At 67.4% G+C, this 24981-nt stretch carries 21 protein-coding genes and 2 pseudogenes; 20 read left to right on the top strand and 3 right to left on the bottom strand.

What is annotated here, in order from left to right; translation table 11 throughout:
- Window positions 1–13: 13 nt before the first annotated feature.
- The 12 genes and pseudogenes from F1599_RS00445 to F1599_RS00390 all read left to right on the top strand — a co-directional run bounded on the left by F1599_RS00445 (window position 14) and on the right by F1599_RS00390 (window position 12882).
- Window positions 14–784, top strand: coding sequence for an isoprenyl transferase (locus F1599_RS00445; protein WP_149319030.1), 771 nt, complete (start codon window positions 14–16; stop codon window positions 782–784).
- Window positions 785–828: 44 nt separating this feature from the next.
- Window positions 829–1650, top strand: a complete 822-nt coding sequence (locus F1599_RS00440; RefSeq protein ID WP_149319029.1) for a phosphatidate cytidylyltransferase — start codon at window positions 829–831, stop codon at window positions 1648–1650.
- A 19-nt stretch (window positions 1651–1669) separates the two neighbouring features.
- Window positions 1670–2866, top strand: a pseudogene (gene ispC / locus F1599_RS00435) (1-deoxy-D-xylulose-5-phosphate reductoisomerase); the annotation flags it as partial.
- A gap of 116 nt (window positions 2867–2982) precedes the next feature.
- Window positions 2983–4386 carry an RIP metalloprotease RseP gene (gene rseP / locus F1599_RS00430; RefSeq protein WP_150081589.1) on the top strand — a complete coding sequence of 468 codons (1404 nt, stop codon included), beginning with the start codon at window positions 2983–2985 and terminating at the stop codon, window positions 4384–4386.
- Between the two features lie 130 nt (window positions 4387–4516).
- The gene (gene bamA / locus F1599_RS00425) at window positions 4517–6817 is read left to right on the top strand and encodes an outer membrane protein assembly factor BamA (RefSeq protein WP_043438778.1); all 2301 of its coding nucleotides are present in this window, start codon (window positions 4517–4519) and stop codon (window positions 6815–6817) included.
- A 13-nt stretch (window positions 6818–6830) separates the two neighbouring features.
- Window positions 6831–7358: an OmpH family outer membrane protein gene (locus tag F1599_RS00420; RefSeq protein ID WP_149319026.1), complete on the top strand. Its 528-nt coding sequence runs from the start codon at window positions 6831–6833 to the stop codon at window positions 7356–7358.
- Window positions 7359–7392: 34 nt separating this feature from the next.
- Window positions 7393–8499, top strand: coding sequence for a UDP-3-O-(3-hydroxymyristoyl)glucosamine N-acyltransferase (gene lpxD, locus F1599_RS00415; protein WP_149319025.1), 1107 nt, complete (start codon window positions 7393–7395; stop codon window positions 8497–8499).
- The gene (fabZ, locus tag F1599_RS00410) at window positions 8496–8948 is read left to right on the top strand and encodes a 3-hydroxyacyl-ACP dehydratase FabZ (protein WP_149319024.1); all 453 of its coding nucleotides are present in this window, start codon (window positions 8496–8498) and stop codon (window positions 8946–8948) included. Before lpxD ends, fabZ begins: the two co-directional genes overlap by 4 nt.
- Before the next feature lie 84 nt (window positions 8949–9032).
- The gene (gene lpxA, locus F1599_RS00405) at window positions 9033–9836 is read left to right on the top strand and encodes an acyl-ACP--UDP-N-acetylglucosamine O-acyltransferase (RefSeq protein WP_149319023.1); all 804 of its coding nucleotides are present in this window, start codon (window positions 9033–9035) and stop codon (window positions 9834–9836) included.
- Between the two features lie 107 nt (window positions 9837–9943).
- Entirely contained in the window at window positions 9944–11077 is a 1134-nt protein-coding gene (lpxB, locus tag F1599_RS00400) for a lipid-A-disaccharide synthase (RefSeq protein WP_223819404.1), read from the top strand.
- Between the two features lie 191 nt (window positions 11078–11268).
- Complete coding sequence (rnhB, locus tag F1599_RS00395; RefSeq protein ID WP_150081628.1) at window positions 11269–12024, top strand: ribonuclease HII; 756 nt, start codon at window positions 11269–11271, stop codon at window positions 12022–12024.
- A gap of 78 nt (window positions 12025–12102) precedes the next feature.
- Complete coding sequence (locus F1599_RS00390) at window positions 12103–12882, top strand: TrmH family RNA methyltransferase (protein WP_149319021.1); 780 nt, start codon at window positions 12103–12105, stop codon at window positions 12880–12882.
- Between the two features lie 76 nt (window positions 12883–12958).
- On the opposite strand, the gene ppsR is transcribed toward F1599_RS00390, so the two are convergent.
- The gene (gene ppsR, locus F1599_RS00385) at window positions 12959–13810 is read right to left on the bottom strand and encodes a posphoenolpyruvate synthetase regulatory kinase/phosphorylase PpsR (protein ID WP_149319020.1); all 852 of its coding nucleotides are present in this window, start codon (window positions 13808–13810) and stop codon (window positions 12959–12961) included.
- 357 nt (window positions 13811–14167) lie between these two features.
- Between ppsR and ppsA the strand changes: the two genes are divergently transcribed.
- The 3 genes from ppsA to F1599_RS00370 all read left to right on the top strand — a co-directional run bounded on the left by ppsA (window position 14168) and on the right by F1599_RS00370 (window position 18161).
- A complete protein-coding gene (gene ppsA / locus F1599_RS00380; RefSeq protein WP_149319019.1) occupies window positions 14168–16552 on the top strand; it encodes a phosphoenolpyruvate synthase in 2385 nt (794 codons plus the stop codon).
- Window positions 16553–16746: 194 nt separating this feature from the next.
- Window positions 16747–17172 (top strand): NfeD family protein, encoded by a 426-nt coding sequence (locus F1599_RS00375; RefSeq protein ID WP_150081586.1) that lies wholly within the window; start codon window positions 16747–16749, stop codon window positions 17170–17172.
- Window positions 17173–17228: 56 nt separating this feature from the next.
- A complete protein-coding gene (locus F1599_RS00370) occupies window positions 17229–18161 on the top strand; it encodes an SPFH domain-containing protein (RefSeq protein ID WP_150081583.1) in 933 nt (310 codons plus the stop codon).
- A gap of 60 nt (window positions 18162–18221) precedes the next feature.
- Here the strand turns inward: F1599_RS00370 and smpB are convergent, their stop codons facing one another.
- On the bottom strand, window positions 18222–18674 hold the full coding sequence (gene smpB / locus F1599_RS00365; RefSeq protein WP_006579356.1) for an SsrA-binding protein SmpB: 453 nt from the start codon (window positions 18672–18674) through the stop codon (window positions 18222–18224).
- 228 nt (window positions 18675–18902) lie between these two features.
- On the opposite strand from smpB, the gene F1599_RS00360 reads away from it, so the two are divergent.
- Window positions 18903–19340, top strand: a complete 438-nt coding sequence (locus tag F1599_RS00360) for a type II toxin-antitoxin system RatA family toxin (protein ID WP_006579355.1) — start codon at window positions 18903–18905, stop codon at window positions 19338–19340.
- Window positions 19327–19695 carry an RnfH family protein gene (locus tag F1599_RS00355; protein WP_149319016.1) on the top strand — a complete coding sequence of 123 codons (369 nt, stop codon included), beginning with the start codon at window positions 19327–19329 and terminating at the stop codon, window positions 19693–19695. The genes F1599_RS00360 and F1599_RS00355 overlap by 14 nt, the downstream gene beginning before the upstream one ends.
- Window positions 19696–19863: 168 nt before the next feature.
- Here the strand turns inward: F1599_RS00355 and F1599_RS00350 are convergent.
- Window positions 19864–20823 (bottom strand): annotated as a pseudogene (locus F1599_RS00350) (DMT family transporter); the annotation flags it as partial.
- A gap of 136 nt (window positions 20824–20959) precedes the next feature.
- On the opposite strand from F1599_RS00350, the gene guaB reads away from it, so the two are divergent.
- From guaB to guaA, 3 genes are all read left to right on the top strand, one after another.
- Window positions 20960–22423 (top strand): IMP dehydrogenase, encoded by a 1464-nt coding sequence (gene guaB, locus F1599_RS00345; RefSeq protein WP_149319014.1) that lies wholly within the window; start codon window positions 20960–20962, stop codon window positions 22421–22423.
- 250 nt (window positions 22424–22673) lie between these two features.
- Window positions 22674–23288, top strand: a complete 615-nt coding sequence (locus F1599_RS00340) for a hypothetical protein (protein WP_150081580.1) — start codon at window positions 22674–22676, stop codon at window positions 23286–23288.
- Window positions 23263–24882, top strand: a complete 1620-nt coding sequence (gene guaA, locus F1599_RS00335; RefSeq protein ID WP_149319012.1) for a glutamine-hydrolyzing GMP synthase — start codon at window positions 23263–23265, stop codon at window positions 24880–24882. Before F1599_RS00340 ends, guaA begins: the two co-directional genes overlap by 26 nt.
- Window positions 24883–24981 lie beyond the last annotated feature (99 nt).

The following is a 24981-nucleotide window of genomic DNA, read 5'->3' as shown; positions in this document are numbered from 1 at the left end:
CCCGTCCACCACCATGCACATCAGTTCCACACTCGCCATCCCCGAAACCGGTTACGTACCGGCCCACGTCGCCATCATCATGGATGGCAACGGGCGCTGGGCCACGCAGCGGCATCTGCCGCGGGTCGCCGGCCATAGCCGCGGCCTGGATGCGGTACGTACCGTGGTGGAGGCGTGCGCGGTGCGAGGGGTCAAGTACCTGACGCTGTTCGCCTTCAGTTCCGAAAACTGGCGGCGGCCGGCCGACGAGGTCACCTTCCTGATGCGGCTGTTCATGATGTCGCTGCGGCGCGAGGTGGTGAAGATGCACGCCAACAATATCCGCCTGAAGGTGGTTGGCGATCTGAGCCGCTTCAGCCCGCGCATCCAGCAGCTGATCGCCGACGCCGAGCGCCGCACCGCGGGCAATACCGGCCTGACGGTGACCATCGCCGCCAATTACGGCGGCCGCTGGGACTTGCTGCAGGCGGTGCGCAAGATGCTGCTGCAGCAGCCGATGCTCGACCCCTCGACGATCGAGGAATCGACGCTGGCGCCGCACCTGGCGATGGCCTACGCGCCGGAGCCGGACCTGTTCATCCGCACCGGCGGGGAACAGCGCATCAGCAATTTCCTGCTGTGGCAGCTGGCCTATTCCGAGCTCTATTTCACCGACGTGTTCTGGCCCGACTTCGACGCGGCCGAACTGGACAAGGCGTTCGCCTCGTACCGGCAGCGCGAACGGCGTTTCGGCCGCACCAGCGCGCAGGTCGTGGCGCCGTCCGGGCTGTCCGGCACCGCCTGAGCGGGCCGGCCGCTCGCCATCGAACCAACCGGGACTCGCAGCGCATGCTTCTTACCCGTGTCATCACCGCCCTGTGCCTGTTGCTGCTGATCCTGCCGATCCTGTTCCTGGCGCCGCCCGCGGCGCTGGCCGGCCTGATGGCGGTGATCGTGGCGCTGGCCGCCTGGGAATTCGGCCGCCTGCTCGGCCTGCGCGGCGCGGGTCCGTGGATCTACGCGATCGCCTGCGTGGTCGCGATGATCGCCTGGCATGACCTGCCCGCGCGCGGCGCCATGCTGTGGCTGATGCAGGCCGCGGTGGTCGCCTGGGGCGTCGCCATCGTGCTGCTGGCGCGCGGCGTGCGCAAGGCCACGCCGGCCTTCGCGATCGTTGCCGGCCTGGTCGGCCTGGTGATCCTGCCCGCCTTCGGCCATGCCGCGATGCTGCTGCGCGGCCTCGGCGTGGGCGTGCTGCTGTCGGCCGCGGCGCTGGTCTGGGCCGCCGATATCGGCGCCTATTTCGTCGGCAAGGCGATCGGCCGCCGCAAGCTGGCACCGTCGATCAGCCCCGGCAAGTCGTGGGAGGGCGCGATCGGCGGCTGGCTGTTCGCGCTCGCCGTGGCGCTGTCGCTGGCGGCCACCCACGCCTTCGCGCCGACCTGGTTCGATCGTGTGGCCGACCGCAACGGCCTGCTGGTGGTGGCGCTGCTGACCACGCTGATGGTGATCGCCAGCGTGGTGGGCGACCTGTTCGAATCGCTGCTCAAGCGGCAGGTCGGCAAGAAGGACAGCAGCCGGCTGCTGCCCGGCCACGGCGGCGTGCTCGACCGCATCGACGCGCTGCTGCCGGTGCTGCCGCTGGCCGCGCTGCTGATCCTGTATCTCTGATTTTCCCCAGGCCTCTTTCATGCGTCGCATTACCGTCCTAGGCGCCACCGGCTCGATCGGCGACAGCACGCTGGACGTGATCCGGCGCCATCCCGAGCGCTACGCCGTGCATGCGCTGACGGCGCATCGCCAGATCGACAAGCTGGCCGATCGCTGCGCCGAGTTCCGCCCGGCGCGGGCGGTGGTCGGCAGCGAGAGCGCGGCGGCCGAACTGCGCGAGCGGCTGCGCGTGGCCGGCGTGGGCACCGAGGTGCTGCACGGCGACGCGGCGCTGGCCGAGGTCGCCGCCGATGGCGAGGCCGATACCGTGATGGCCGCCATCGTCGGCGCCGCCGGGCTGCGGCCGACGCTGGCCGCGGCGCGGGCCGGCAAGCGCGTGCTGCTGGCCAACAAGGAGGCGCTGGTGATGTCCGGCGCCATCTTCATGGACGCAGTGCGCGAGCACGGCGCGACGCTGCTGCCGATCGACAGCGAGCACAACGCGATCTTCCAGTGCCTGCCGTTCGACGATCCGCGCTATCGGGCCGGCGTCGCCCGCGTGGTGCTGACCGCCTCGGGCGGGCCGTTCCGCACGCGCGATCCGGCCTCGCTGCACGACATTTCCCCCGACGAGGCCTGCGCCCATCCGAACTGGGTGATGGGGCGCAAGATCTCGGTCGATTCGGCGACGATGATGAACAAGGGCCTCGAGGTGATCGAGGCCCACTGGCTGTTCGGCGCGCCGGCCGAGCGCATCGAGGTGCTGATCCACCCGCAGAGCATCGTCCATTCGATGGTCGCGTACGCCGACGGCTCGGTGCTGGCGCAGCTGGGCAACCCCGACATGCGCACGCCGATCGCCTATGGGCTGGCCTATCCCGAGCGCATCGACGCCGGCGTCTCGCCGCTGGACCTCGTCGCGGCCGGCACGCTGGCCTTCGAGACGCCGGACCTGCAGCGCTTCCCGTGCCTGGCGCTGGCCTTCGATGCGCTGCGCGCCGGCGGCGTGGCACCGGCGGTGCTGAACGCCGCCAACGAGATCGCGGTCGACAGCTTCCTGCAGGGCGCGATCCGCTTCACCGATATCGCCGGCGTTGTCGCGCGGGTGCTCGAGCAGGGACCGCGCCATGCGGCCGATTCGCTCGACGCCGTGCTGCAGGCCGACCAGCAGGCCCGCGCGCTGGCCCGGACGCTGGTGCAGGCGGGCGGGCGGGCAAGTGCCGGCGCGAGGGCGGGTGCCAACGTCGGCACCAGCGCTGGCAACAACGCCGGCAACAACGCGGGCAACAACGCCGGCAACAACGCGGGCACCAACGCCGGCGCGGCCACGCCGAGCTGAACCGGACCGCCGCCATGCAGACCATCCTCGCCTTCATCGTTGCGCTCGGCATCCTGATCTACGTGCACGAGATGGGCCACTACCTGGCCGCGCGCGCCTGCGGCGTCAAGGTGCTGCGTTTCTCGATCGGCTTCGGCCGTCCGCTGCTGCGCTGGGTCTCGCGCCATCGCGACCGCACCGAATGGACGCTGGCGGCGATTCCACTGGGCGGCTACGTCAAGATGCTCGACGAGCGCGAACGCGATCCCGAGCGCGATCCTCCCTTCGATCCGGCCGACCTGCCGCGCGCCTTCAACCGGCAGCCGGTCGGCAAGCGCATCGCCATCGTCGCGGCCGGGCCGGTCGCCAATTTCCTGCTGGCGATCGTGCTGTATTTCACGCTGTTCGCCGGCGGCATGCAGGAGCCCGCGCCGGTGCTGGCCGCTCCGGTCGCCGGTACGGCTGCGGCGCAGGCGGGCGTGCGCGACGGCGACCGCGTGCTCGCGCTGAGCGCCAACGACGAGACCGAGACGGTGCGCTCGTGGAACGATCTGCGCATGGCCGTGATGGCGCAGGGCTTCGACGGTGCCGGCGCGGTGCTGCGCGTGCGCGGGGCCGACGGCGCCGAGCGCGACCTGACCATTGCGCGGCTGCCCAATACCGGCGGCGATCCGCAGCGCGATCCGCTGGCCACGCTGGGGCTCGCGCTCAAGGGCGGGCCGGTGACGATCAGGGAGGTGTTGCCCGATTCGGCCGCCGAACGCGCGGGCCTGCGCGCCGGCGACCGCGTGCTGGCGTGGCAGGGCGAGCCCATCCGCCAGGCCGATCAGCTGATCCGCGCGGTGCGCGCGAATCCGGGCGCGCAGGCGACGCTGTCGATCGAACGCGAAGGCCGGACGCTGCAGGTGCCGGTCAAGGTCGACGCGGTGCCGGCCGACGGCGAAGGGCCGGGCGAGGGCGGCAGCAAGGCCGCCACGGCCGGCAAGCTCGGCGCCGCGCTGGCGCAGGCGGTGCAGATGGAGACCGTGCGCGATGCCCCGCTGCAGGCGCTGGTCCGTGCCGGACAGCAGGTGTGGGACACCAGCGTGCTGTCGCTGAAGCTGCTCGGCCGCATGCTGATCGGCCAGGCTTCGCTGCAGAACCTCAGCGGTCCGCTGACCGTCGCCGACTACGCGGGCAAGGCCGCGAACCTCGGCTGGCAACCGTTCGTCGGCTTCCTGGCGCTGGTCAGCGTCAGCCTCGGCGTATTGAATTTGTTACCCATTCCGGTATTGGACGGGGGGCATTTGCTGTATTATTGCGTTGAATTTTTGACTGGCAGGCCCGTTCCAGACCACTGGCAGGCTGTGCTGCAGAAGGTCGGCATTGCCTGCATCTTGCTCCTGACTTCGCTCGCCTTGTTCAACGACGTCAGCCGCCTGTTTCTCGCGCGCAGCTAGAATCCGGTGCGCAACGACGTAGCGGCGTGCTGTGGCACCGGCCACGGCGTACCGTTGCGGACCTCGTCGCGAGGCCGCCCGGCGAAGCATCAGAGCCCAATCCTGCATGGAATCAAAGAGGGGATCAAGATTGATCAGACATAAGCGCATCTCGCTTAGCATGCTGGCGAGTGCCATCATCGCGGCCTGGGCACCGGCGGGCTGGGCCGCGGATCCGTTTGTGGTCAGGGATATTCGGGTTGAAGGTCTGCAGCGGGTAGAACCCGGCACGGTCTTCGGCTATCTGCCAGTCAAGGTAGGCGAGACCTTCACCGACGACAAGGGCGCCGACGCGATCCGCGCGCTCTACAACACCGGCTTCTTCAAGGACGTGCAGATCCGCGCCGAGGATGGCGTGCTGGTCGTCCACGTCGAGGAACGCCCGGCCATCTCGCAGCTCGAGTTCGTCGGCATCAAGGAATTCGACAAGGACACGCTGCGCCGTTCGCTGCGAGCCGTCGGCGTGGCCGAGGCGCGCTACTACGACCGCGCGCTGATCGACAAGGCCGAGCAGGAACTGAAGCGCCAGTACGTCGCGCGCGGCTACTACGCGGCCGAGGTGCAGACCACGATCACGCCGGTGGACCGCAACCGCGTCTCCGTCGTGTTCAACGTCGACGAAGGCCCGATCGCCAAGATCCGGCAGATCAATATCGTCGGCAACAAGGCCTTCAAGGAAGGCACGCTGCGCGACGAGATGCAGCTGTCCACGCCGAACTGGCTGTCCTGGTACACCAAGAACGACCTGTACTCGAAGCAGAAGCTGACGGCCGACCTGGAGGCGCTGCGCTCGTTCTACCTGAACCGCGGCTATCTCGAGTTCGCGATCGAATCGACCCAGGTGTCGATCACGCCGGACAAGAAGGACATCTACCTGACGCTGAACATCAAGGAAGGCGACCAGTACAAGGTGTCCGACATCCGCCTCGCCGGCGAGCTGCTCGGCAAGCAGGAAGAAATGGAGAAGCTGCTGACCCTGAAGAAGGGCGACATCTTCTCGTCGGAAAAGCTGACGCAGAGCACCAAGGCCATCACCGACCTGATGGGCACCTACGGCTATGCGTTCACCACCATCAATCCGCAGCCGCAGATCGACCGCGAGAAGCGCGAGGTCGCGCTGACGCTGATGGTCGACCCGGGTCGCCGCGTCTACGTGCGCCGCGTCAACGTGGTCGGCAACAGCAAGACCCGCGACGAGGTGGTGCGCCGCGAGATGCGCCAGATGGAAAGCTCGTGGTTCGACAGCGAGAAGCTGACGCAATCGCAGGCCCGCATCAACCGCACCGGCTACTTCACCGACACCAACATCACCACCGAGGACGTGCCGGGCGCGCCCGACCAGGTCGATGTGAACGTCAACGTCACCGAGAAGCCGACCGGCCAGATCAGCCTGGGCATGGGCTTCTCGTCGACCGACAAGCTCGTGCTGCAGGCCGGCCTGCGCCAGGACAACGTGTTCGGTTCGGGTACCAGCCTGGGCCTGGACGTCAACACCGCGAAGTCGTTCCGCACGATTGCCCTGACGCAGTACGACCCGTATTTCACCGTCGACGGCATCAGCCGCTCCACCGACATCTACTACCGGACCTCGCGCCCGCTGTACTACATCGGCGACCAGGACTACCGCATCGTGTCGACCGGCGGCGGCTTCAAGTTCGGCGTGCCGTTCTCGGAGAACGACACGGTGTTCTTCGGCATCGGCTACGAGCGGACCGAACTGACGGTGTCGAACAACACGCCGATCCAGTACCAGCGCTGGGTACGCGAGAACGGCGACGTCACCAACAACTTCCCGTTCACGATCGGCTGGGCACGCGATCGCCGCGACAGCGCGCTGATCCCGACCAAGGGTCCGTACACGCAGGCCAACCTCGAAGTCGGCCTGCCCGGCATCGGCGATACGCAGTACTACCGCGCCACGCTGCAGCAGCAGTACTACTATCCGCTGTCGAAGGCCTTCACGCTGGCGTTCAACGGCGAGATCGCCTACGGCCACGGCTACGCCGGCAAGGACTTCCCGGTCTTCAAGTACTTCTACGCCGGCGGTATCGGCTCGGTGCGCGGCTACCAGACCAGCACGCTGGGCCCGAAGGACCAGAACGGCAACCCGATCGGTGGTGCCTCGAAGGTGATCGGCAACGTCGAATTCATCTTCCCGCTGCCGGGCTCCGGCGTGGACCGCACGCTGCGGCTCTTTACGTTCTTTGATTTCGGTAACGTGTACCAGGAAGGCGAGGCGCCGCGCTTCAGCGATCTGCGGTATTCGACCGGCCTCGGCCTGTCGTGGCTGTCGCCGATCGGTCCGCTGAAGGTCAGCGTGGGCTTCCCGCTCAAGCGCGAAGAGGGCGACCGCACCCAGCGCTTCCAGTTCCAGATCGGTACCGCGTTCTGACAGAGGTCGATTCATGAAAAATACAACCCGCATCATCCAATCGTTTGCCGTCGCCGCCGCGGCGGCGGCCGCACTGGCGGTGGCCGCGCCCGCCGGCGCGCAGGAAACCCGCATCGCCGCCGTCAATTCCGAGCGCATCCTGCGCGATTCGCAGCCGGCCAAGCAGGCCCAGGTCAAGCTGGAGCAGGAGTTCTCCAAGCGCGACCGCGAGCTGCAGGACATGGCCCAGAAGATCAAGGGCATGGCCGACCGGCTCGACAAGGACACCGCCGTGCTGGCGGACGCCGACCGCCAGCGCCGCCAGCGCGAGCTGGCCGATCTGGACCGCGAATTCCAGCGCAAGCAGCGCGAGTTCCGCGAGGACCTGAACCAGCGCCGCAACGAGGAACTGGCGCAGGTGCTCGAGCGCGCCAACCGCGTGATCCGGCAACTGGCGGAGCAGCGCAAGTACGATCTGATCGTGCAGGAAGCCGTCTACGTCAATCCGCGCATCGACATCACCGACGATGTGATGAAGGCCCTGAACGCCGGCGGCAAGTAAGCCGTCCGCGTTCGTCGTTCCAGGAAGTACCGCGATGAAGACACCCACACTGGGTCAGCTCGCCACGGACACCGGCGCGCAAGTTGTGGGTGATCCCACGCTGGCCGTGCGCGGCCTCGCGCCGCTCGACCAGGCCGGGGAAGGGCAGCTGTCCTTCCTGTCCAATCCGCTGTATCTGCCGCAGGCGCTGACCTCGTCGGCCGCCGCGGTGATCGTCTCGCCGGCCGACCTCGAGCGCATCCGAGAGCAGGGCCACGCCGACGGCCGCAACTGGCTGGTCGCGCGCAACCCCTACGTCTGCTTCGCGCGCATCGCGCAGCAGTTCGACCGCGCCGCCAACCACGACCCGCGCACCGGCATCGATCCGCGCGCCAGCGTCGCGGACGATGCGGTGGTCCCCGCCTCCTGCTATATCGGCCCCAATGTCGTGATCGAAGCCGGCGCCCGGCTCGGCGAGCGCGTGCGCGTGCTGGCCAACACCTATATCGGCGCGGGCGCGCAGATCGGCGACGACACGCTGCTGTACGCCAACGTATCGATCTATCACCGCTGCGTGGTCGGGCAACGCTGCATCGTCCACAGCGGCGCGGTGATCGGCGCCGACGGTTTCGGATTTGCGCCGGACATTCGCCCGGACGGCGTCGAATACGTCAAGATTCCGCAGACCGGCCGCGCGGTGCTCGGCGACGATGTCGAGATCGGCGCCAACACCGCGGTCGACCGCGGCGCGATGGGCGACACCGTGATCGAGGAAGGCTGCAAGATCGACAACCAGGTCCAGATCGCGCATAACGTGCGCGTCGGGGCCCACACCGTGATCGCCGGCTGCGCGGCGGTGGCCGGCAGCACCCGGATCGGCCGCTTCTGCATGATCGGCGGCTCGGCCAATTTCGCCGGCCATCTGCAGATCGCCGATCGCACCACGGTATCAGGCGGGACCTCGATCACCAAATCGATCGCCAGGCCGGGCCAGCACTTCACCAGCGTGTTTCCCTTCCTGCCGCATGGCGACTGGGAGCGCAACGCCGCCATCGTGCGGGGGCTGTCCAAGCTGCGCGAGCGCGTGATGCAGCTGGAGAAGCGCCTGCGCGGGCAGGGCCCGGACGCCACGACAAAGAATACGGAAGAGAAATCATCATGACCGCCACCGACATCGACATCCGCCAGATCCTGAAGCTGTTGCCGCATCGCTACCCGATCCTGCTGGTGGACCGCGTGCTCGAGTTCGAGCCGCAGAAGCGCATCAAGACGCTGAAGAACGTCACCATCAACGAGCCGTACTTCCAGGGCCATTTCCCCGGCGCGCCAGTGATGCCGGGCGTGATGATCCTCGAAGCGCTGGCGCAGTCGGCCGGCCTGCTGACCTTCGGCGCCGACATGGAGCGCAAGGAAGGCTCGCTGTACTACTTCGTCGGCATCGACGGCGCCCGCTTCAAGCAGGTGGTCTATCCGGGCGACCAGCTGCATATGCATGTCTCGGTCGAACGCTATATCCGCGGCATCTGGAAATTCAAGGCCTACGCGACTGTCGAAGACAAGGTCGCCTGCGAGGCCGAACTGATGTGCACCGTCAAGCAGGCCGACGCCTGAAGACACGGCGCCAGGCGCCGTCTTGACGCGGCGTCCGCCACGGCGGACGCGCCGCCCACCCCAAGATCGATAGGACTTTCACGCATGACGCAAATCCATCCCACCGCCCTGGTCGACCCGAAGGCCGAACTGGCGGCCGACGTCAGCGTCGGACCGTTTTCCATCGTCGGTCCCCATGTGCGGATCGGCAGCGGTACCGTGATCGGTGCGCATACCACGATCGAAGGCCATACCACCGTCGGCGCGGACAACCGCATCGGGCCGTACGCCTCGGTCGGCGGCGCGCCGCAGGACATGAAGTACCGCGACGAGCCGACCCGGCTGGTGATCGGCGACCGCAACCGCATCCGCGAATTCACCACGATCCATACCGGCACGGTGCAGGACGAGGGTGTGACCAGCATCGGCAACGACAACTGGATCATGGCGTATGTGCATATCGCGCACGATTGCCGCGTCGGCAACCACACCGTGTTCTCGAGCAATGCGCAGATCGCCGGCCACGTGCAGGTCGGCGACTGGGCCATCCTCGGCGGCATGAGCGGGGTGCACCAGTTCGTGCGCATCGGCGACCATGCGATGCTGGGCGGCGCCTCGGCGCTGGTGCAGGACGTGCCGCCGTTCGTGATAGCGGCCAGCGACAAGAACGGCAACAAGGCCACGCCGCACGGCATCAACGTCGAAGGGCTGCGCCGCCGCGGTTTCGACGCCGGCCAGATCGCCGCGCTGCGCCAGGCCTACAAGCTGCTGTACAAGTCGGACCTGGGCTTCGACCAGGCCCAGGCCGAGATCGGCCAGATGCTGGCCCAGGCTGATGCGAGCACCGCCGTGCCGCTGCGCGCCTTCCTCGACTTCATCGCCGCGACCAAGCGCGGCATCGTGCGCTGAAGCCCGGCGTCGCCATGGCCGACGCGAAAATGCAGCCGATTCCGGTATTCGAATCCCAGGCCGCCGCGGCCCCGTCGGCGCTGTCCGACCTGCGTGGCGAGATTGCGATGGTGGCCGGCGAGGCCTCGGGCGACCTGCTTGCCTCGCTGCTGTTGTCGGGGCTGCGGGCCCGGCTCGGCGACGCGGTGTCCTACTCGGGCATCGGCGGCGCGCGCATGATGTCGCAGGGCTTCGTCTCCCATTGGCCGATGGAGACCCTTTCGGTCAACGGCTATGTCGAGGTGCTGGGCTCGCTGCGCGAGATTCTCGCCACGCGGCGCGCGATCCGCGACAGGCTGCTGGCCGATCCGCCGCTGTGCTTCATCGGCGTCGACGCGCCCGACTTCAATTTCGGCCTGGAGGTGCCGCTGCGCCGCGCCGGCATTCCGGTCGTGCACTTCGTCAGCCCGTCGATCTGGGCCTGGCGGGGCGGGCGCATCCGCACCATCGCGAAAGCCGTCGACCATATCCTCTGCCTGTTCCCGTTCGAGCCCGAGATCTACGCCAAGGCCGGCATCGCCGCGACCTATGTCGGCCATCCGCTGGCCGACGTGATTCCGATGGTGCCCGACGTCGACGGCGCGCGCGCCAGGCTGGGCCTGCTGCCCGGGCGCCGCGTTGTAGCGGTGCTGCCGGGAAGCCGGCAGTCCGAGGTCCGGCACCTGGGCGCGACGTTCTTCGCCGCGATGGCGCAGATGCGGCAGATGGACAACGCGCTGGCCTTCGTGGTGCCGGCGGCCAATGCGTCGCTGCGGGCCGTGATCGAATCGCACGCCAGCGAATATCCCGAACTCGATGTCACCATCGTCGACGGCCAGTCGCACCTGGCGATGGAGGCGGCCGACGTGGTGCTGCTCGCCAGCGGCACCGCGACGCTGGAGGCGGCGCTGTACAAGAAGCCGATGGTAATTTCGTACAAGGTGCCCTGGCTGACCGCGCAGATCATGAAGCGGCAGGGCTATTTGCCCTATGTCGGCCTGCCGAATATCCTGTCGGGACGCTTCGTCGTTCCGGAGCTGCTGCAGGACGACGCCACGCCCGAGGCGCTGGCGCGCGAGACGCTGCTGCAGCTGAACGACCAGGACAACACCGCCTTCCTGTACGAGCACTTTACGCAGATGCACCAGACCCTGCGCCGCAATACCGCCGATATCGCCGCCGACGTGGTGGTCGATCTGCTGCGCAGCCGGAGGGCCGGCTGATGGCGCGGCTGCCTGCGCGCAATCCCGGCAGCGGTGCCGCCGCCGGAACTGCCACTGGCGCCGCCAAGGCCGGCAAGGCCGTCGCGAAGACCAGGGCCGCCACGGCCGCGAAGGCAACGAGGCCCGGCAAGGCCGCCAAGGCCGCCGCCGCCGAAGCGCAGCTGGGCCTGTCGCTGTCGCCCGCCGCGGCGATGGCGCAGCGGCTGTGCGGCGTCGACGAGGCCGGACGCGGGCCGCTGGCCGGTCCGGTGTTTGCCGCCGCGGTGGTGCTCGATCCGGCCCGGCCGATCGAGGGCCTTGCCGACTCCAAGATCCTGACCGCGGCCCGGCGCGAGGCGCTGTTCGACGAGATCCGCTCGCGCGCGATGGCCTGGCATATCGCCTTTGCCACGGTCGAGGAGATCGACACGCTGAACATCCTGCACGCGACGATGCTGGCGATGCAGCGCGCGGTCCACGGCCTGGCCGCCTGCGGCATCTCGCCGGACCTGGTGCAGGTCGACGGCAACCGCTGCCCGCACGTGCCGTATCCGGTCGAGGCGGTCATCAAGGGCGATGCCACCGTGCAGGCGATCTCGGCGGCATCGATCCTCGCCAAGGTCGCCCGCGATCGCGAACTGGTCGCGCTGCACGCGCAATATCCCGAATACGGCTTCGACAGCCACGTCGGCTACGGCACGCCGCAGCATCTGCTGGCGCTGGCGCGCTTCGGCGCCACGCCGCATCACCGCCGCTCGTTCGCGCCCGTGCGCGAGGCCCTGCTGCGCGGGCCGTTGGGCGCCGACGCCATGCTGCCGGTCGGCGAGCTGGACGGGGCGGCCGCGGGACTGCGGCCTTCGCCGGACGAACTGGCCGAGACCATCGATGCCTTCGACGCGCTCGATGCGATGGAAGCGATCGACGACGCCATCGGCGCGGCCGTCAGCCCCGGGCCGGCGCTGTCCTGAGCCGCTGCGGCATAACTTGGCGGCATAACCCCTGCGGCATAACCCCCTGCGGCATAACGTAGAACCACGTGGATTAACGTGAAGCACGTCAGCTCGCGCGACAACGCGCTGTTCAAGCATCTGAAGGCCCTGACCGGCTCGACCCATCAGCGGCGCAAGGCCGGCCAGTCGGTACTGGACGGCGTGCATCTGGCCGACGCCTATCTGGCCGCGCTCGGCCAGCCGGTCAGCTGCGTGGTGTCCGAGCGCCATCTCGATCATCCCGAGGTCGCCGCGCTGCTGGCCCGCATCGACGAGCAGCGCGTCGTGGTGCTGGCGGACGCGCTGTTCGCGCAGATCACCGGCGTGGTCAACGGCATTGACCTGATGCTGGTGATCGATACCCCGGCGGGCCATCTGCCCGCGCGCATCGACACCGACTGCATCGTGCTGGACGGCGTGCAGGATGCCGGCAACGTCGGCTCGATCCTGCGCAGCGCCGCGGCGGCCGGCATCCAGCATGCGTTCCTCGGTACCGGCTGCGCCTTCGCGTGGTCGACGAAGACGCTGCGCGCGGCGATGGGCGCCAACTTCCACCTGAATATCGTCGAGCACTGCACGGTCGAGATGCTGGCGCCGCGGCTCGCGGTGCCGCTGCTGGCGACCTCGTCGCACGCGGATGCGGCGCTGTTCGATACGGACCTGCGCGGGCCGGTCGGCTGGGTGGTCGGCAACGAAGGGGCGGGGGTCAGCGCGCAATGGATGGCGCTGGTGCAGCGCACGGTCGGGATTCCGCAGCCCGGCGGGCTCGAATCGCTGAACGTCGCCGCGGCTACCGCGGTGTGCCTGTTCGAGGCGGTGCGGCAGCGGCGGGGCTAGGGCGCCTCGTCGGCGTCGACACTCGGCTGCTCCCCTCTACCGCAGGGGCGGGAGAGGGAGGCAACCCAATGGCCGATCAATAATTGTCCCGATCGACCTTGATCTCCTGCAGGATCGTGGTGGCGATTTCCTCGATCGACTTGTGCGTCGACGACAGCCATTTGATCCCCTCGCGGCGCATCATGATCTCGGCTTCGTTGACCTCATAGCGGCAATTTTCCAGCGAGGCGTATTTGCTGCCGGGACGGCGCTCATTGCGGATTTCCGACAGCCGCTGCGGGTCGATCGACAGGCCGAAGATTTTTGGCTTGAAATCGTACAGCGCGGACGGCAGCTTGCCGCGTTCGAAATCGTCGGGGATCAGCGGGTAATTGGCCGCCTTCAGGCCATATTGCATCGCCAGATACAGGCTGGTCGGGGTCTTGCCGCTGCGCGAGACACCCACCAGGATCACGTCGGCCTCGGCCAGATTCTTGTGCGACTGGCCGTCGTCGTGGGCCAGCGAGAAATTGATGGCCTCGATCCGGTTCTTGTACGCCTCGGTATCGGCGTTCTGGTGAAAGCGCCCGATCGCATGGGTCGATTTCAGGCCCAATTCCTTTTCGAGCGGCTCGATAAAGGTCTGGAACATGTCCAGAATCATGCCCTTGGCGCGGCGCAGCGCCTTGTTCGACTCGGCATTGACCAGCGTGGTGAAGACGATCGGCGGAACGCCTTCGGCATGGAAGGCCTCGTTGATCTTGCCGACCGCCATATGCGCCTTTTCCGGCGTATCGATAAAGGGCATTCGCACCTTGCGAAAGCGCATCTCGAACTGGGCCAGGATCGAATGACTGAAAGTTTCGGCGGTGATCCCGGTGCCGTCCGAGACGATAAATACGGTGCGGACGGCGGGCTTGTCGGCGCGCGGCGCGGCGGGGGAATCCATGTCTGAACAATTATTTGGGGCCTGCCGCACGCGAAAGTGCGGTGCGGCACGGTAGAATAGCGGCGATCTTTTCGCTAAGCAATTGCACGGCGCGCCACGCGCGGGACGATTCGAAGCGGGATTGTCGACAAAATGGCTCGACAGCATTCCGCCGATTCCATCGACCCGATCCGCCGCGAAGGGCGCGATGACCGCAATGACCGCAATGAGCGCGATGGCCGACCGGATGTCTCGATCGATATCGAAGCCACGGTCCCCCGTGCCCCGGATTGTTTAGCAAAGCGATCCGCCCGGTAGCAGAACTCCAACCACATTCCGGCGTGAGCGACAGGTTTCCTACTTTGTTTTGAGGCATTTATGACCAACCTGGCAAATGACGGCGCCTACGTGCTGCCGTTCGAGCAGTTGCGCATGGCGGATGTGGAAGTGGTGGGGGGCAAAAATTCGTCGCTCGGCGAAATGATCTCCCAGCTGGCAGGCGCCGGCGTGCGCGTGCCCGGCGGCTTCGCCACCACCGCGCTGGCCTTCCGCGACTTCCTGGCCCACAACAACCTGACCCAACGCATCTCCGATCGCCTGAAGGCGCTCGACGTCGACGACGTCAAGGCGCTGGCCGAGGCCGGTGCCGAGATCCGCAACTGGGTCGCCACCGCACCGTTCCAGCCGCGCCTGGAACAGGAAATCCGCGAGCACTACGCGCGCGTCGCGGAGCGCGAGGGCGCCGAAGCGTCGTTCGCGGTGCGCTCGTCGGCGACCGCCGAGGACCTGCCCGACGCCTCGTTCGCCGGCCAGCAGGAGTCCTACCTGAACGTCAGCGGCATCGACGACGTGCTCGACAAGATCAAGCACGTGTTCGCCTCGCTGTACAACGACCGCGCGATCTCCTACCGCGTGCACAAAGGCTTCGCCCATGACGTGGTGGCGCTGTCGGCCGGCGTGCAGCGCATGGTCCGTTCGGACCTGGCCGCGTCGGGCGTGATGTTCACCATCGACACCGAATCGGGCTTCCCCGACGTGGTTTTCATCACCTCCAGCTACGGCCTGGGCGAAACGGTGGTGCAGGGCGCGGTCAATCCGGACGAGTTCTACGTCTTCAAGCCGACGCTGCAGGCCGGCAAGTACCCGATCATCCGCCGCTCGATCGGCTCGAAGCTGATCAAGATGGAATTCACCGCGCCGGGCGAAGCCGGCCGCGTCAAGACCGTCGACGTGCCGAGCGAACTGCGCAACCGCTACTCGATCACCGACGAGGACGTCTGCGAGCTGGCGCGCTACGCGATGACCATCGAGAAGCATTACGGCCGCCCGATGGACATCGAGTGGGGCAAGGACGGCAAGGACGGCAAGATCTACATCCTGCAGGCGCGTCCCGAGACCGTGAAGAGCCAGTCGGCCGGCAAGGCCGAGCAGCGCTTCAAGCTCAAGGGCACCTCGGCGGTGCTGGCCACCGGCCGCGCCATCGGCCAGAAGATCGGCACGGGTCCGGTCCGCGTGATCAACGACCCCAGCGAGATGGAGCGCGTGCAGCCTGGCGACGTGCTGGTTGCCGACATGACCGACCCGAACTGGGAACCGGTGATGAAGCGCGCCTCGGCCATCGTGACGAACCGCGGCGGCCGCACCTGCCACGCCGCGATCATCGCGCGCGAGCTGGGTGTACCCGCCGTGGTCGGCTGCGGCGACGCCACCGATGTGCTGAAGGACGGCACGCTGGTCACCGTCTCGTGCGCCGAGGGCGACGAGGGCCGCATCTACGACGGCCTGCTCGAGACCGAGGTCACCGAGGTGCAGCGCGGCGAGATGCCGGAGCTCGACGTCAAGATCATGATGAACGTCGGCAATCCGCAGCTGGCCTTCGACTTCGCGCAGATCCCGAACAGCGGCGTGGGCCTGGCCCGCCTCGAATTCATCATCAACAACAACATCGGCGTCCACCCGAAGGCCATCCTCGACTATCCGCAGGTCGACTCCGACCTGAAGAAGGCCGTCGAGAGCGTGGCCCGCGGCCATGCCAGCCCGCGCGCCTTCTACATCGACAAGCTGGCCGAAGGCATCGCCACCATCGGCGCCGCCTTCTATCCGAAGCCGGTGATCGTGCGCCTGTCGGACTTCAAGTCCAATGAGTACAAGAAGCTGATCGGCGGCTCGCGCTACGAGCCGGACGAGGAAAACCCGATGCTGGGCTTCCGCGGCGCCTCGCGCTATATCGCCGAGGACTTCGCCGAGGCGTTCGAGATGGAATGCAAGGCCATGAAGCGCGTGCGCGACGAAATGGGCCTGACCAACGTCGAGATCATGGTGCCGTTCGTGCGCACGCTGGGCCAGGCCGAGAAGGTCGTCGACCTGCTTGCCAAGCACGGCCTGAAGCGCGGCGAGAACGGCCTGCGCGTGATCATGATGTGCGAGGTGCCGTCCAACGCGATCCTGGCCGAGGAGTTCCTGCAGTACTTCGACGGCTTCTCGATCGGCTCGAACGACCTGACGCAGCTGACGCTGGGCCTGGACCGCGATTCGGGCATGGAGCTGCTGGCCAAGGACTTCGACGAGCGCGATCCCGCGGTGCGTTTCATGCTGTCGCGCGCGATCTCGACCGCGCTTCGGCTGAACAAGTATGTCGGCATCTGCGGCCAGGGCCCGTCCGACCATCCGGACTTCGCCGCCTGGCTGGCCAAGGAAGGCATCAAGTCGATCTCGCTGAATCCTGATTCGGTGATCGACACGTGGCGGCAGCTGGCGTCGTAAATTCGATCGACAACGCCAGTCAACGGCACCGTCAGCCGCACCCTACCTCGGTCGGGTGCGGCCATGCCCCCGCAGGCGCCACGGCGCCGCGGGGGTTTTTCGCTTTGGCAGGGCGCGCCCGCGGTCGATGCACATGGGGCCGCGCCCGGCATCAGAACAAGAACAGCAACAACGATATCGAGGGGTGAATCGCCATGGCGGACTACCACATCTGGTTCGGCCTTGCGGTCCTGCTGGTCATTGCGGAACTGGCCAGCCTGACGCTGTATCTGCTGATGGTCGCGCTGGCGGCCGTTGCCGCGGGCATCGCGGCGCTGTCCGGGCTCGGCGTCGCGGCGCAGTTCGGCGTCGCGGCGGTGGTCGCGCTGATCGGCTTCGCGGCGCTGCGGCGCTCGCGCTTTGGCCGCGCGCGGCGCGGGGCGGCCGCCACCGATCCGAACGTCAATCTCGATATCGGCCAGGAGCTCGATGTACCGGCCTGGGATGCCGATCGGCGTGCCCGGGTGCCGTATCGCGGCGCGCAGTGGCAGGTCGAACTGGGCGCGCCCGGCGAGGCCCTGCCAGGCCGCTATCGCATCGTCGAGGTCCGCGGTAATACGCTGGTCGTGGTGCCGCGCTAGGCTGCCGCGGGGCAGCACCGCCTTCGTTTTCCCTTCAAGCAACCGATGGAGTCCCCATGCTAGACGTCGCCGGCAGCGTGCTGCCTCTCCTGGTCCTGATTGCCGTGATCGTGCTGCTCGCGCAGAGCTTCAAGATCGTGCCACAGCAGCACGCCTGGGTGCTCGAGCGCCTGGGCAAATATCGCGCGACGCTGACGCCCGGGCTCAACGTGGTGCTGCCGTTCATCGATCGCGTCGCCTACAAGCACATCCTGAAGGAAATCCCGCTCGACGTGCCCAGCCAGGTCTGCATCACCAAGGACAACACGCAGCTGCAGGTCGACGGCGTGCTGTACTTCCAGGTCACCGACCCGATGAAGGCGTCCTACGGCTCGAGCAACTTCGTCGTCGCGATCACGCAGCTGGCGCAGACCACGCTGCGCTCGGTGATCGGCAAGATGGAACTCGACAAGACCTTCGAGGAGCGCGAGTTCATCAACCACAGCATCGTCAATGTGCTGGACGAGGCGGCCTCGAACTGGGGCGTCAAGGTGCTGCGCTACGAGATCAAGGACCTGACGCCGCCGAAGGAGATCCTGCATGCGATGCAGGCGCAGATCACGGCGGAGCGTGAGAAGCGGGCGCTGATCGCGGCCTCGGAGGGGCGCCGGCAGGAGCAGATCAACCTGGCTTCGGGCGCGCGCGAGGCGGCGATCCAGCAGTCGGAGGGCGAACGCCAGGCGGCGATCAACCAGGCGCAGGGCGAGGCCGCGGCGATCCTGGCGGTGGCCGAGGCCAATGCGCAGGCGATCGAGAAGATCGGCCGCGCGATTCGCGCGGAGGGCGGCGTCGAGGCGGTGAACCTGAAGGTCGCCGAGGAATATGTGAGCGCCTTCGCCAATCTGGCCAAGACCGGCAATACGCTGATCGTGCCGGGCAACCTGGGCGAAATGAGTTCGATGGTGGCGTCGGCGCTGCAGATCGTCAAAAGCCAGAAGAACGCGGGCTAGCCGATTCAGCGACAAGCCAGGCTAGCCCGGCAGGGCGGAGGAGAGGAGCCGCGGCGGGACTTATTCCTTGCCGCCGCTCTTGATGATCCGCGCCTTCTCGCGCTGCCAGTCGCGGTCCTTCTCGGTCTCGCGCTTGTCGAACAGCTTCTTGCCCTTGGCCAGGCCGATCTCGCATTTGACGCGGCCGCGCGTGTAATGCAGGTTCAGCGGCACAAGCGTATAGCCGCGCTGCTCGACCTTGCCGATCAGCTTGCGGATCTCGTCGGCCTTGAGCAGCAGCTTGCGGGTGCGCACCGGATCGGGCTTGACGTGCGTGGAGGCGCTCTGCAGCGGGCTGATATGCGCGCCGATCAGGAACAGCTCGGCGTCGCGCACCACCACATAGCCTTCCTTGATCTGCACGCGCCCGGCGCGGATCGCCTTGACCTCCCAGCCTTCGAGCACGATGCCGGCTTCGTATCGCTCCTCGATGAAATAGTCGAAGAAGGCCTTCTTGTTGTCTGCGATGGTCATGCGTGGTGGTGGATGGTAGGGTGCGGCGGCGCCGTGCTGCGGGGCCCCGCCGGTTTGGCGGACGCCGGTGGCGGCCGCTGGTACGATGATTGGCGCCGCGGCCGATGGCGGCGTCCCGGCCGGAGTGTGCGCCAGGGCAGGCGCGCGTCGGCTAAAATCCGGATTCTAGCAAACAGACCGGCCCCGGTTGTCGCCCGTGGACAGCCATCGGCCCAGAACCGTCAACTCATGGCAGACGTCCATAAAACCGTGCTGCTCGGTTATTCGGCCGAGCGAATGTACGACCTGGTCACGCGCGTCGAGGACTATCCCAAGTTCCTGCCCTGGTGCGGCGGCGTGGAAGTGTTCGAGCAGACCGAGACGTTGCTCGACGCCAAGCTGCATATCCATTTCAACGGCATCAAGCAGTATTTCCATACCCGCAATACGCAGCATCGGCCGACCCGCATCGACATGAATTTCGCCGATGGTCCGTTCAAGACCTTCAACGGCTACTGGAATTTCATTCCGCTGCGCGAGGACGCCTGCAAGATCGAATTCCATCTGCATTACGAGTTCTCCAGCATCATCCTCGAGAAGATCATCGGGCCGGTGTTCAGCATGATTGCGAATACCTTCGTCGACGCCTTCGTCAAGCGCGCGGAGGTGGTCTATGGCAATAGCTGAGCCGGGCGGGGCGACCGTCCGCGTGGCGGTCTGCCATGCGAAGCCGGACGCAGTGTTCATGAAGGAGATCGAACTGCCCGCCGGCAGCACGATCGCTGCTGCGATCGAGGCCAGCGGCGTGCTGGCGGCCCATCCGGACCTCGATCCGGCGACACTGCGCGTCGGCATCTTCGGCAAGCTCAAGACGCTGGAAACGGCGGTGCGCGAGGGCGATCGCATCGAGCTCTACCGGCCGCTGGTGGCCGATCCCAAGACGGCGCGACGGCGCCGCGTGCAGAAGGCGCGCGAGGCCGGCACGCGGGAAGGGCAGAAGTGGATGCGCGGCGGCGGCGACAGCGAGGCGGTGGGGCGCTGAGCCGTCGGCACGCGAGGGCGAAAAGCCGCCCCAAGCCAGCCCAATCCGGTCGGTCCCAATCCGGTCGGTCCTGACCCGGCCCTAAGCGATCCGTTTGCCGGCCTGGCCCGATTCGGCGGTTTCGCCGGCTTCGGCGCTTGCCGGCTCACCGGCACCCGGTGCCGGCCCCGCAGCCTTGTCCCCCGCATGCAGCCGCACCGACCACGCCACGCCGATCATCAGCAGCACGATCGCCGCCAGCTCCAGCGGCCGCGGCCAGCGCTGCTCGTACAGGAAGCCGTAGGCCAGCGCGAACAGCGTCTCGAACACGATCATCTGGCCCGACAGCGTCAGCGGCAGCCGCCGGCTGGCGATATTCCACAGGTTGTTGCCGATCAGCGAGGCGCCCAGCGCCACCGCCGCATTGACCCACCAGAACCATTGCCAGTCGCGCCCGCTGCCCGGGGCGGTCAGCACGTCGCGGAACAGCAGCCAGCCGACCAGCGCCAGCAGCGCCGACACGATGCCAGTCGACAGCCCGTACAGCGCCGACCATTCGTTGCCGCTGTATTGCGGATTGCGCTGCAGGTAGCGGGCATTGTCGACGGCGTAGAGCGTCCAGCAGACCAGCGCGCCGGCGGCGCAGACCACGCCGGCCAGCTTCTGCCACACCGGTCGCGCCGCCTCGGCGGCCGCCGCGGCGTGGGCGCCGTGTCCGCCGCCGCCGAACAGGTCCAGGTTGATGCAGGCAATGCCGACCGCGACCACCAGCAGCGGCAGCAGCAGCCGCGACAGCGGCACCGCGCCGTGGTCGCGCCGGCCCATCACGGTGACGGAGATCGGCAGGATGCCGATGATCAGCGAGGTCGGACCGACCCCGGCCAGCTGCACGCCGAAAGCCAGCAGCACGTAGTAGAGCAGGTTGCCGGTGAAGGCCTGGCGCAGCAGGGCGATGCAGTCGGCGCGGGTCAGCTTGCGGGCGATGCGGCGCATCAGCGGCGCCGCCGCCACCGCGGCCACCAGCCCGTAGGCCAGGTAGCGGCCGATCGCCAGTTCCCACGGCGAAAACACCGGCAGCAGTTTCGGCGCGATGAACACCATGCCCCAGAACGCGCCGGCCAGCAGGCCGCACAGTACGCCGATTCCCATCCGTTTTGCCGCGCTGGACGCGCCTCCGCTCAGAAAAGCCTCAAAGCATAGCATTGGCCCGGCAGTTTCCGCGCACGCGGACGTCATGCAAAGGGCGGTTCCTGTATAATTCGATTTTGCGCCTAGAGGAATCGCTATGCGTCTTGTCCAGAAAGCACTCACGTTCGATGATGTGCTGCTCGTGCCGGCCTATTCGGCCGTCCTCCCCCGGGATGTCTCCCTCCGCACCCGCCTGACCCGCTCGATCGAATTGAACATTCCGCTGGTTTCCGCCGCCATGGATACCGTGACGGAAGCGCGCCTTGCGATCGCCATGGCGCAGGCGGGCGGCATCGGCATCGTTCACAAGAACCTGAAGCCGGCCGACCAGGCCCGGGAAGTCGCGCGGGTCAAGCGCTTCGAATCGGGCGTGCTGCGTGATCCGATCACCATTTCGCCGGACATGAAGATCCGCGACGTGATCGCGCTGTCGCAGCAGCACGGCATTTCGGGCTTCCCGGTGCTGGAAGGCAAGACCGTGGTCGGCATCATCACCAACCGCGACCTGCGCTTCGAGGAAGAACTCGACGCCCCGGTGCGCGCCAAGATGACCCCCCGCGAGAAGCTGGTCACGGTGGCCGAGGGTGCCAGCCTGGACGAGGCCAAGCGCCTGATGAACCGGCACCGCCTGGAGCGCGTGCTGGTCGTCGACGACGCCTTCCAGCTGCGCGGCCTGATCACCGTCAAGGACATCCAGAAGGCGGTCGAGCACCCGCTGGCGAGCAAGGACGACCATGGCCAGCTGCGCGTCGGCGCGGCGGTCGGCGTCGGCCCGGACAACGACGAGCGTGTCGAACTGCTGGTCAAGGCCGGCGTCGACGTGATCGTGGTCGACACCGCCCACGGCCATAGCCAAGGCGTGCTGAACCGGGTTCGCTGGGTCAAGGACAACTTCCCCCACGTGCAGGTGATCGGCGGCAATATTGCCACCGGCGAGGCCGCCCGCGCGCTGGTCGAGCATGGCGCCGACGGCGTCAAGGTCGGCATCGGCCCGGGCTCGATCTGCACCACGCGTATCGTCGCCGGCGTCGGCGTGCCGCAGATCACCGCGGTGTCGAACGTGGCCGAGGCGCTGGCCGGTACCGGCGTGCCGCTGGTGGCCGATGGCGGCGTCCGCTACTCGGGCGATATCGCCAAGGCGCTGGCAGCAGGTGCGCATACCGTGATGATGGGCGGCATGTTCTCGGGCACCGAGGAAGCGCCGGGCGAAGTGTTCCTGTACCAGGGCCGCTCGTTCAAGAGCTACCGCGGCATGGGGTCGGTCGGCGCGATGAAGGACGGCGCGGCCGATCGCTACTTCCAGGAAGACAACACCGCCAACGTCGACAAGCTGGTCCCCGAAGGGATCGAAGGCCGCGTGCCCTACAAGGGCTCGGTGATGGCCATCATCCACCAGCTGACCGGCGGCGTGCGCGCCTCGATGGGTTATTGCGGCAGCAGCTCGATCGCCGAATGGCACGAGAATGCGCAGTTCGTGCAGATCACCGCGGCCGGCATGCGCGAGTCGCATGTCCACGACGTGCAGATCACCAAGGAAGCACCGAACTACCATATCGACTGACGTCAGCGACTGACCGGCGAACGCCGCGCCATTCGCGATGCCAGTGATGCGCGGCTGCACGGCCTGAAGGCGGTGCAGCCGCGCGTCATATCCGGGCCGCGCATTGCACGCGTAACACGCGGGCCGGCCGGCGATGCTGACCGGCCCGCTGGTTTTCGCGGTTTCAGTTGTCGGTCCGCCAAATTGTTGGTCCGCTCGTCAGTCGGGAATCAGTCGGAATCAATCGACGTCAGTCCGCCAAGGAGAATCGATGAAGGTCCTGCTCCGCGCCGTGTTGTTCTTCGATGCCCTGTTCGACCTCGCGCTCGGCGCCGTGCTGCTGCTCGCGCCGTTCGCCACCTTCTATGCCGCGTTGCAACTGCCGCAGCCGCAGCCGGCGCTGTACGGCCAGCTGCTCGGCATGGCGCTGCTCGGCTTCGCCTGGCTGCTGGCCCAGGCGGCGTTCCGCGGCCAGCTGACGGTTCCGGTCGCACGCATGGCCGGGCCGGTCAATCTGGCCAGCGCGGTGCTGATCGCGGCCTGGCTGCTCTTCTTCGATCTGCCGGTGCAGGGCGCCGGCCGGATCTGGCTCGGACTGCTGGCCGCGATGCTGGCCTTCTTCGCGCTGGTGCAGATTCCGCTGGCCAAGCGCATCCGCAATCGCGAGCGCGAGGAACTGCTGCGCCGCGAGGCCGAACTGGCGGCGGCCAACCGTCCCGCGGCCGCCGCCCCGACCATTCATCCAACCCCATCCCCCGAAGTCCGGCGCGAGCCGGTCATCACGCCGCCGCCCGGCTACGGTCCCGGCACCGAAGTGGTGACCGATGTCGAACCGGTCGACACGTCAATCGCTCCCCATCATGCACGACAAAATCCTCATCCTTGATTTCGGCTCGCAAGTTACGCAGCTGATTGCGCGGCGCGTCCGCGAGGCGCACGTCTATTGCGAGATCCATCCGAACGACGTGTCGGACGAATTCGTGCGTGAGTTCGCGCCGAAGGGCATCATCCTGTCGGGCAGCCACGCCAGCACCTATGAGGACCATCAGCTGCGCGCGCCGCAGGCGGTGTGGGACCTGGGCGTGCCGGTGCTGGGCATCTGCTATGGCATGCAGACCATGGCCGTGCAGCTGGGCGGCAAGGTCGAGTGGAGCGATACCCGCGAATTCGGCTACGCCGAGGTCCGCGCGCACGGCCATACCGAGCTGCTGAAGGACGTGCAGGACTTCGTCACGCCGGAAGGCCACGGCATGCTGAAGGTCTGGATGAGCCACGGCGACAAGGTCACCGAACTGCCGCCGGGCTTCAAGCTGATGGCCTCGACGCCGAGCTGCCCGATCGCCGGCATGGCCGACGAAGCGCGCGGCTACTACGCCGTGCAGTTCCACCCCGAGGTCACGCACACGGTCAAGGGCCGCGAAATGCTGGAGCGTTTCGTGCTGAAGATCGCCGGTGCCAGCCCCGACTGGGTCATGCGCGACCATATCGCCGAGGCGGTGGCCAGGATCCGCGAGCAGGTCGGCGACGAGGAGGTGATCCTCGGCCTGTCCGGCGGCGTCGATTCGTCGGTGGCCGCGGCGCTGATCCATCGCGCGATCGGCGACCAATTGACCTGCGTGTTCGTCGACCACGGCCTGCTGCGCCAGGACGAGGGCAAGCTGGTGATGGAGATGTTCGCCGGCCGCCTGCACGCCAAGGTCGTGCACATCGACGCCTCGGAACAGTTCCTCGGCCATCTGGCCGGCGTCACCGATCCCGAGCAGAAGCGCAAGATCATCGGCCGCGAATTCGTCGAGGTGTTCCAGGCCGAGGCGAAGAAGCTGACCCGCGCCAAGTGGCTGGCCCAGGGCACCATCTACCCGGACGTGGTCGAGTCCGGCGGCACCAAGACCAAGAAGCAGACCACCATCAAGAGCCACCACAACGTCGGCGGCCTGCCCGAAACGCTGGGCCTGAAGCTGCTCGAGCCGCTGCGCGACCTGTTCAAAGACGAAGTGCGCGAACTCGGCGTCGAACTTGGCCTGCCGCCGGAAATGGTCTACCGCCATCCGTTCCCGGGCCCGGGCCTGGGCGTGCGGATTCTCGGCGAGGTCAAGCGCGAATATGCCGACCTGCTGCGCCGCGCCGACGCGATCTTCATCGAAGAGCTGCGCGGCACCATCGCCACGGCGCAGGACGCCGCCGCGGGCCTGTGCACCGAAGACCAGGTTGGCAAGAGCTGGTACGACTTGACCAGCCAGGCCTTCGCCGTGTTCCTGCCGGTCAAGTCGGTCGGCGTGATGGGCGACGGCCGCACCTACGACTACGTCGTCGCGCTGCGCGCGGTGCAGACCACCGACTTCATGACCGCGCACTGGGCGCATCTGCCGTATGCGCTGCTGGGCCGCTGCTCCAACCGGATCATCAATGAAGTGCGGGGTTTGAACCGGGTCGTCTATGACGTTTCGGGGAAGCCGCCGGCGACGATCGAGTGGGAGTGACCCAGCGTTCAGAGCTGGTCTGCACCACGCACCGCCAAGACACACCGAAGCCCGCGTAACCGCGGGCTTTTTTCATTCTCAGCCCGACACTGTCCAGCA

Origin of the sequence: Cupriavidus cauae (assembly GCF_008632125.1) — a bacterium.
Taxonomy (GTDB): domain Bacteria; phylum Pseudomonadota; class Gammaproteobacteria; order Burkholderiales; family Burkholderiaceae; genus Cupriavidus; species Cupriavidus cauae.
Note: the sequence above shows the minus strand (reverse complement) of the source record. Positions and strands in the feature narration are given on the sequence as shown.

What these genes read in the sequence shown, in the direction of transcription:
- F1599_RS00445 (WP_149319030.1), top strand. Translation starts at nt 14, where the DNA reads ATGCACATCAGTTCCACACTCGCCATCCCCGAAACCGGTTACGTACCG.
- F1599_RS00440 (WP_149319029.1), top strand. Translation starts at nt 829, where the DNA reads ATGCTTCTTACCCGTGTCATCACCGCCCTGTGCCTGTTGCTGCTGATC.
- rseP (WP_150081589.1), top strand. Translation starts at nt 2,983, where the DNA reads ATGCAGACCATCCTCGCCTTCATCGTTGCGCTCGGCATCCTGATCTAC.
- F1599_RS00420 (WP_149319026.1), top strand. Translation starts at nt 6,831, where the DNA reads ATGAAAAATACAACCCGCATCATCCAATCGTTTGCCGTCGCCGCCGCG.
- lpxD (WP_149319025.1), top strand. Translation starts at nt 7,393, where the DNA reads ATGAAGACACCCACACTGGGTCAGCTCGCCACGGACACCGGCGCGCAA.
- fabZ (WP_149319024.1), top strand. Translation starts at nt 8,496, where the DNA reads ATGACCGCCACCGACATCGACATCCGCCAGATCCTGAAGCTGTTGCCG.
- lpxA (WP_149319023.1), top strand. Translation starts at nt 9,033, where the DNA reads ATGACGCAAATCCATCCCACCGCCCTGGTCGACCCGAAGGCCGAACTG.
- lpxB (WP_223819404.1), top strand. Translation starts at nt 9,944, where the DNA reads ATGGTGGCCGGCGAGGCCTCGGGCGACCTGCTTGCCTCGCTGCTGTTG.
- rnhB (WP_150081628.1), top strand. Translation starts at nt 11,269, where the DNA reads ATGGCGCAGCGGCTGTGCGGCGTCGACGAGGCCGGACGCGGGCCGCTG.
- ppsR (WP_149319020.1), bottom strand. Translation starts at nt 13,810, where the DNA reads ATGGATTCCCCCGCCGCGCCGCGCGCCGACAAGCCCGCCGTCCGCACC.
- ppsA (WP_149319019.1), top strand. Translation starts at nt 14,168, where the DNA reads ATGACCAACCTGGCAAATGACGGCGCCTACGTGCTGCCGTTCGAGCAG.
- F1599_RS00375 (WP_150081586.1), top strand. Translation starts at nt 16,747, where the DNA reads ATGGCGGACTACCACATCTGGTTCGGCCTTGCGGTCCTGCTGGTCATT.
- F1599_RS00370 (WP_150081583.1), top strand. Translation starts at nt 17,229, where the DNA reads ATGCTAGACGTCGCCGGCAGCGTGCTGCCTCTCCTGGTCCTGATTGCC.
- smpB (WP_006579356.1), bottom strand. Translation starts at nt 18,674, where the DNA reads ATGACCATCGCAGACAACAAGAAGGCCTTCTTCGACTATTTCATCGAG.
- F1599_RS00360 (WP_006579355.1), top strand. Translation starts at nt 18,903, where the DNA reads ATGGCAGACGTCCATAAAACCGTGCTGCTCGGTTATTCGGCCGAGCGA.
- F1599_RS00355 (WP_149319016.1), top strand. Translation starts at nt 19,327, where the DNA reads ATGGCAATAGCTGAGCCGGGCGGGGCGACCGTCCGCGTGGCGGTCTGC.
- guaB (WP_149319014.1), top strand. Translation starts at nt 20,960, where the DNA reads ATGCGTCTTGTCCAGAAAGCACTCACGTTCGATGATGTGCTGCTCGTG.
- F1599_RS00340 (WP_150081580.1), top strand. Translation starts at nt 22,674, where the DNA reads ATGAAGGTCCTGCTCCGCGCCGTGTTGTTCTTCGATGCCCTGTTCGAC.
- guaA (WP_149319012.1), top strand. Translation starts at nt 23,263, where the DNA reads ATGCACGACAAAATCCTCATCCTTGATTTCGGCTCGCAAGTTACGCAG.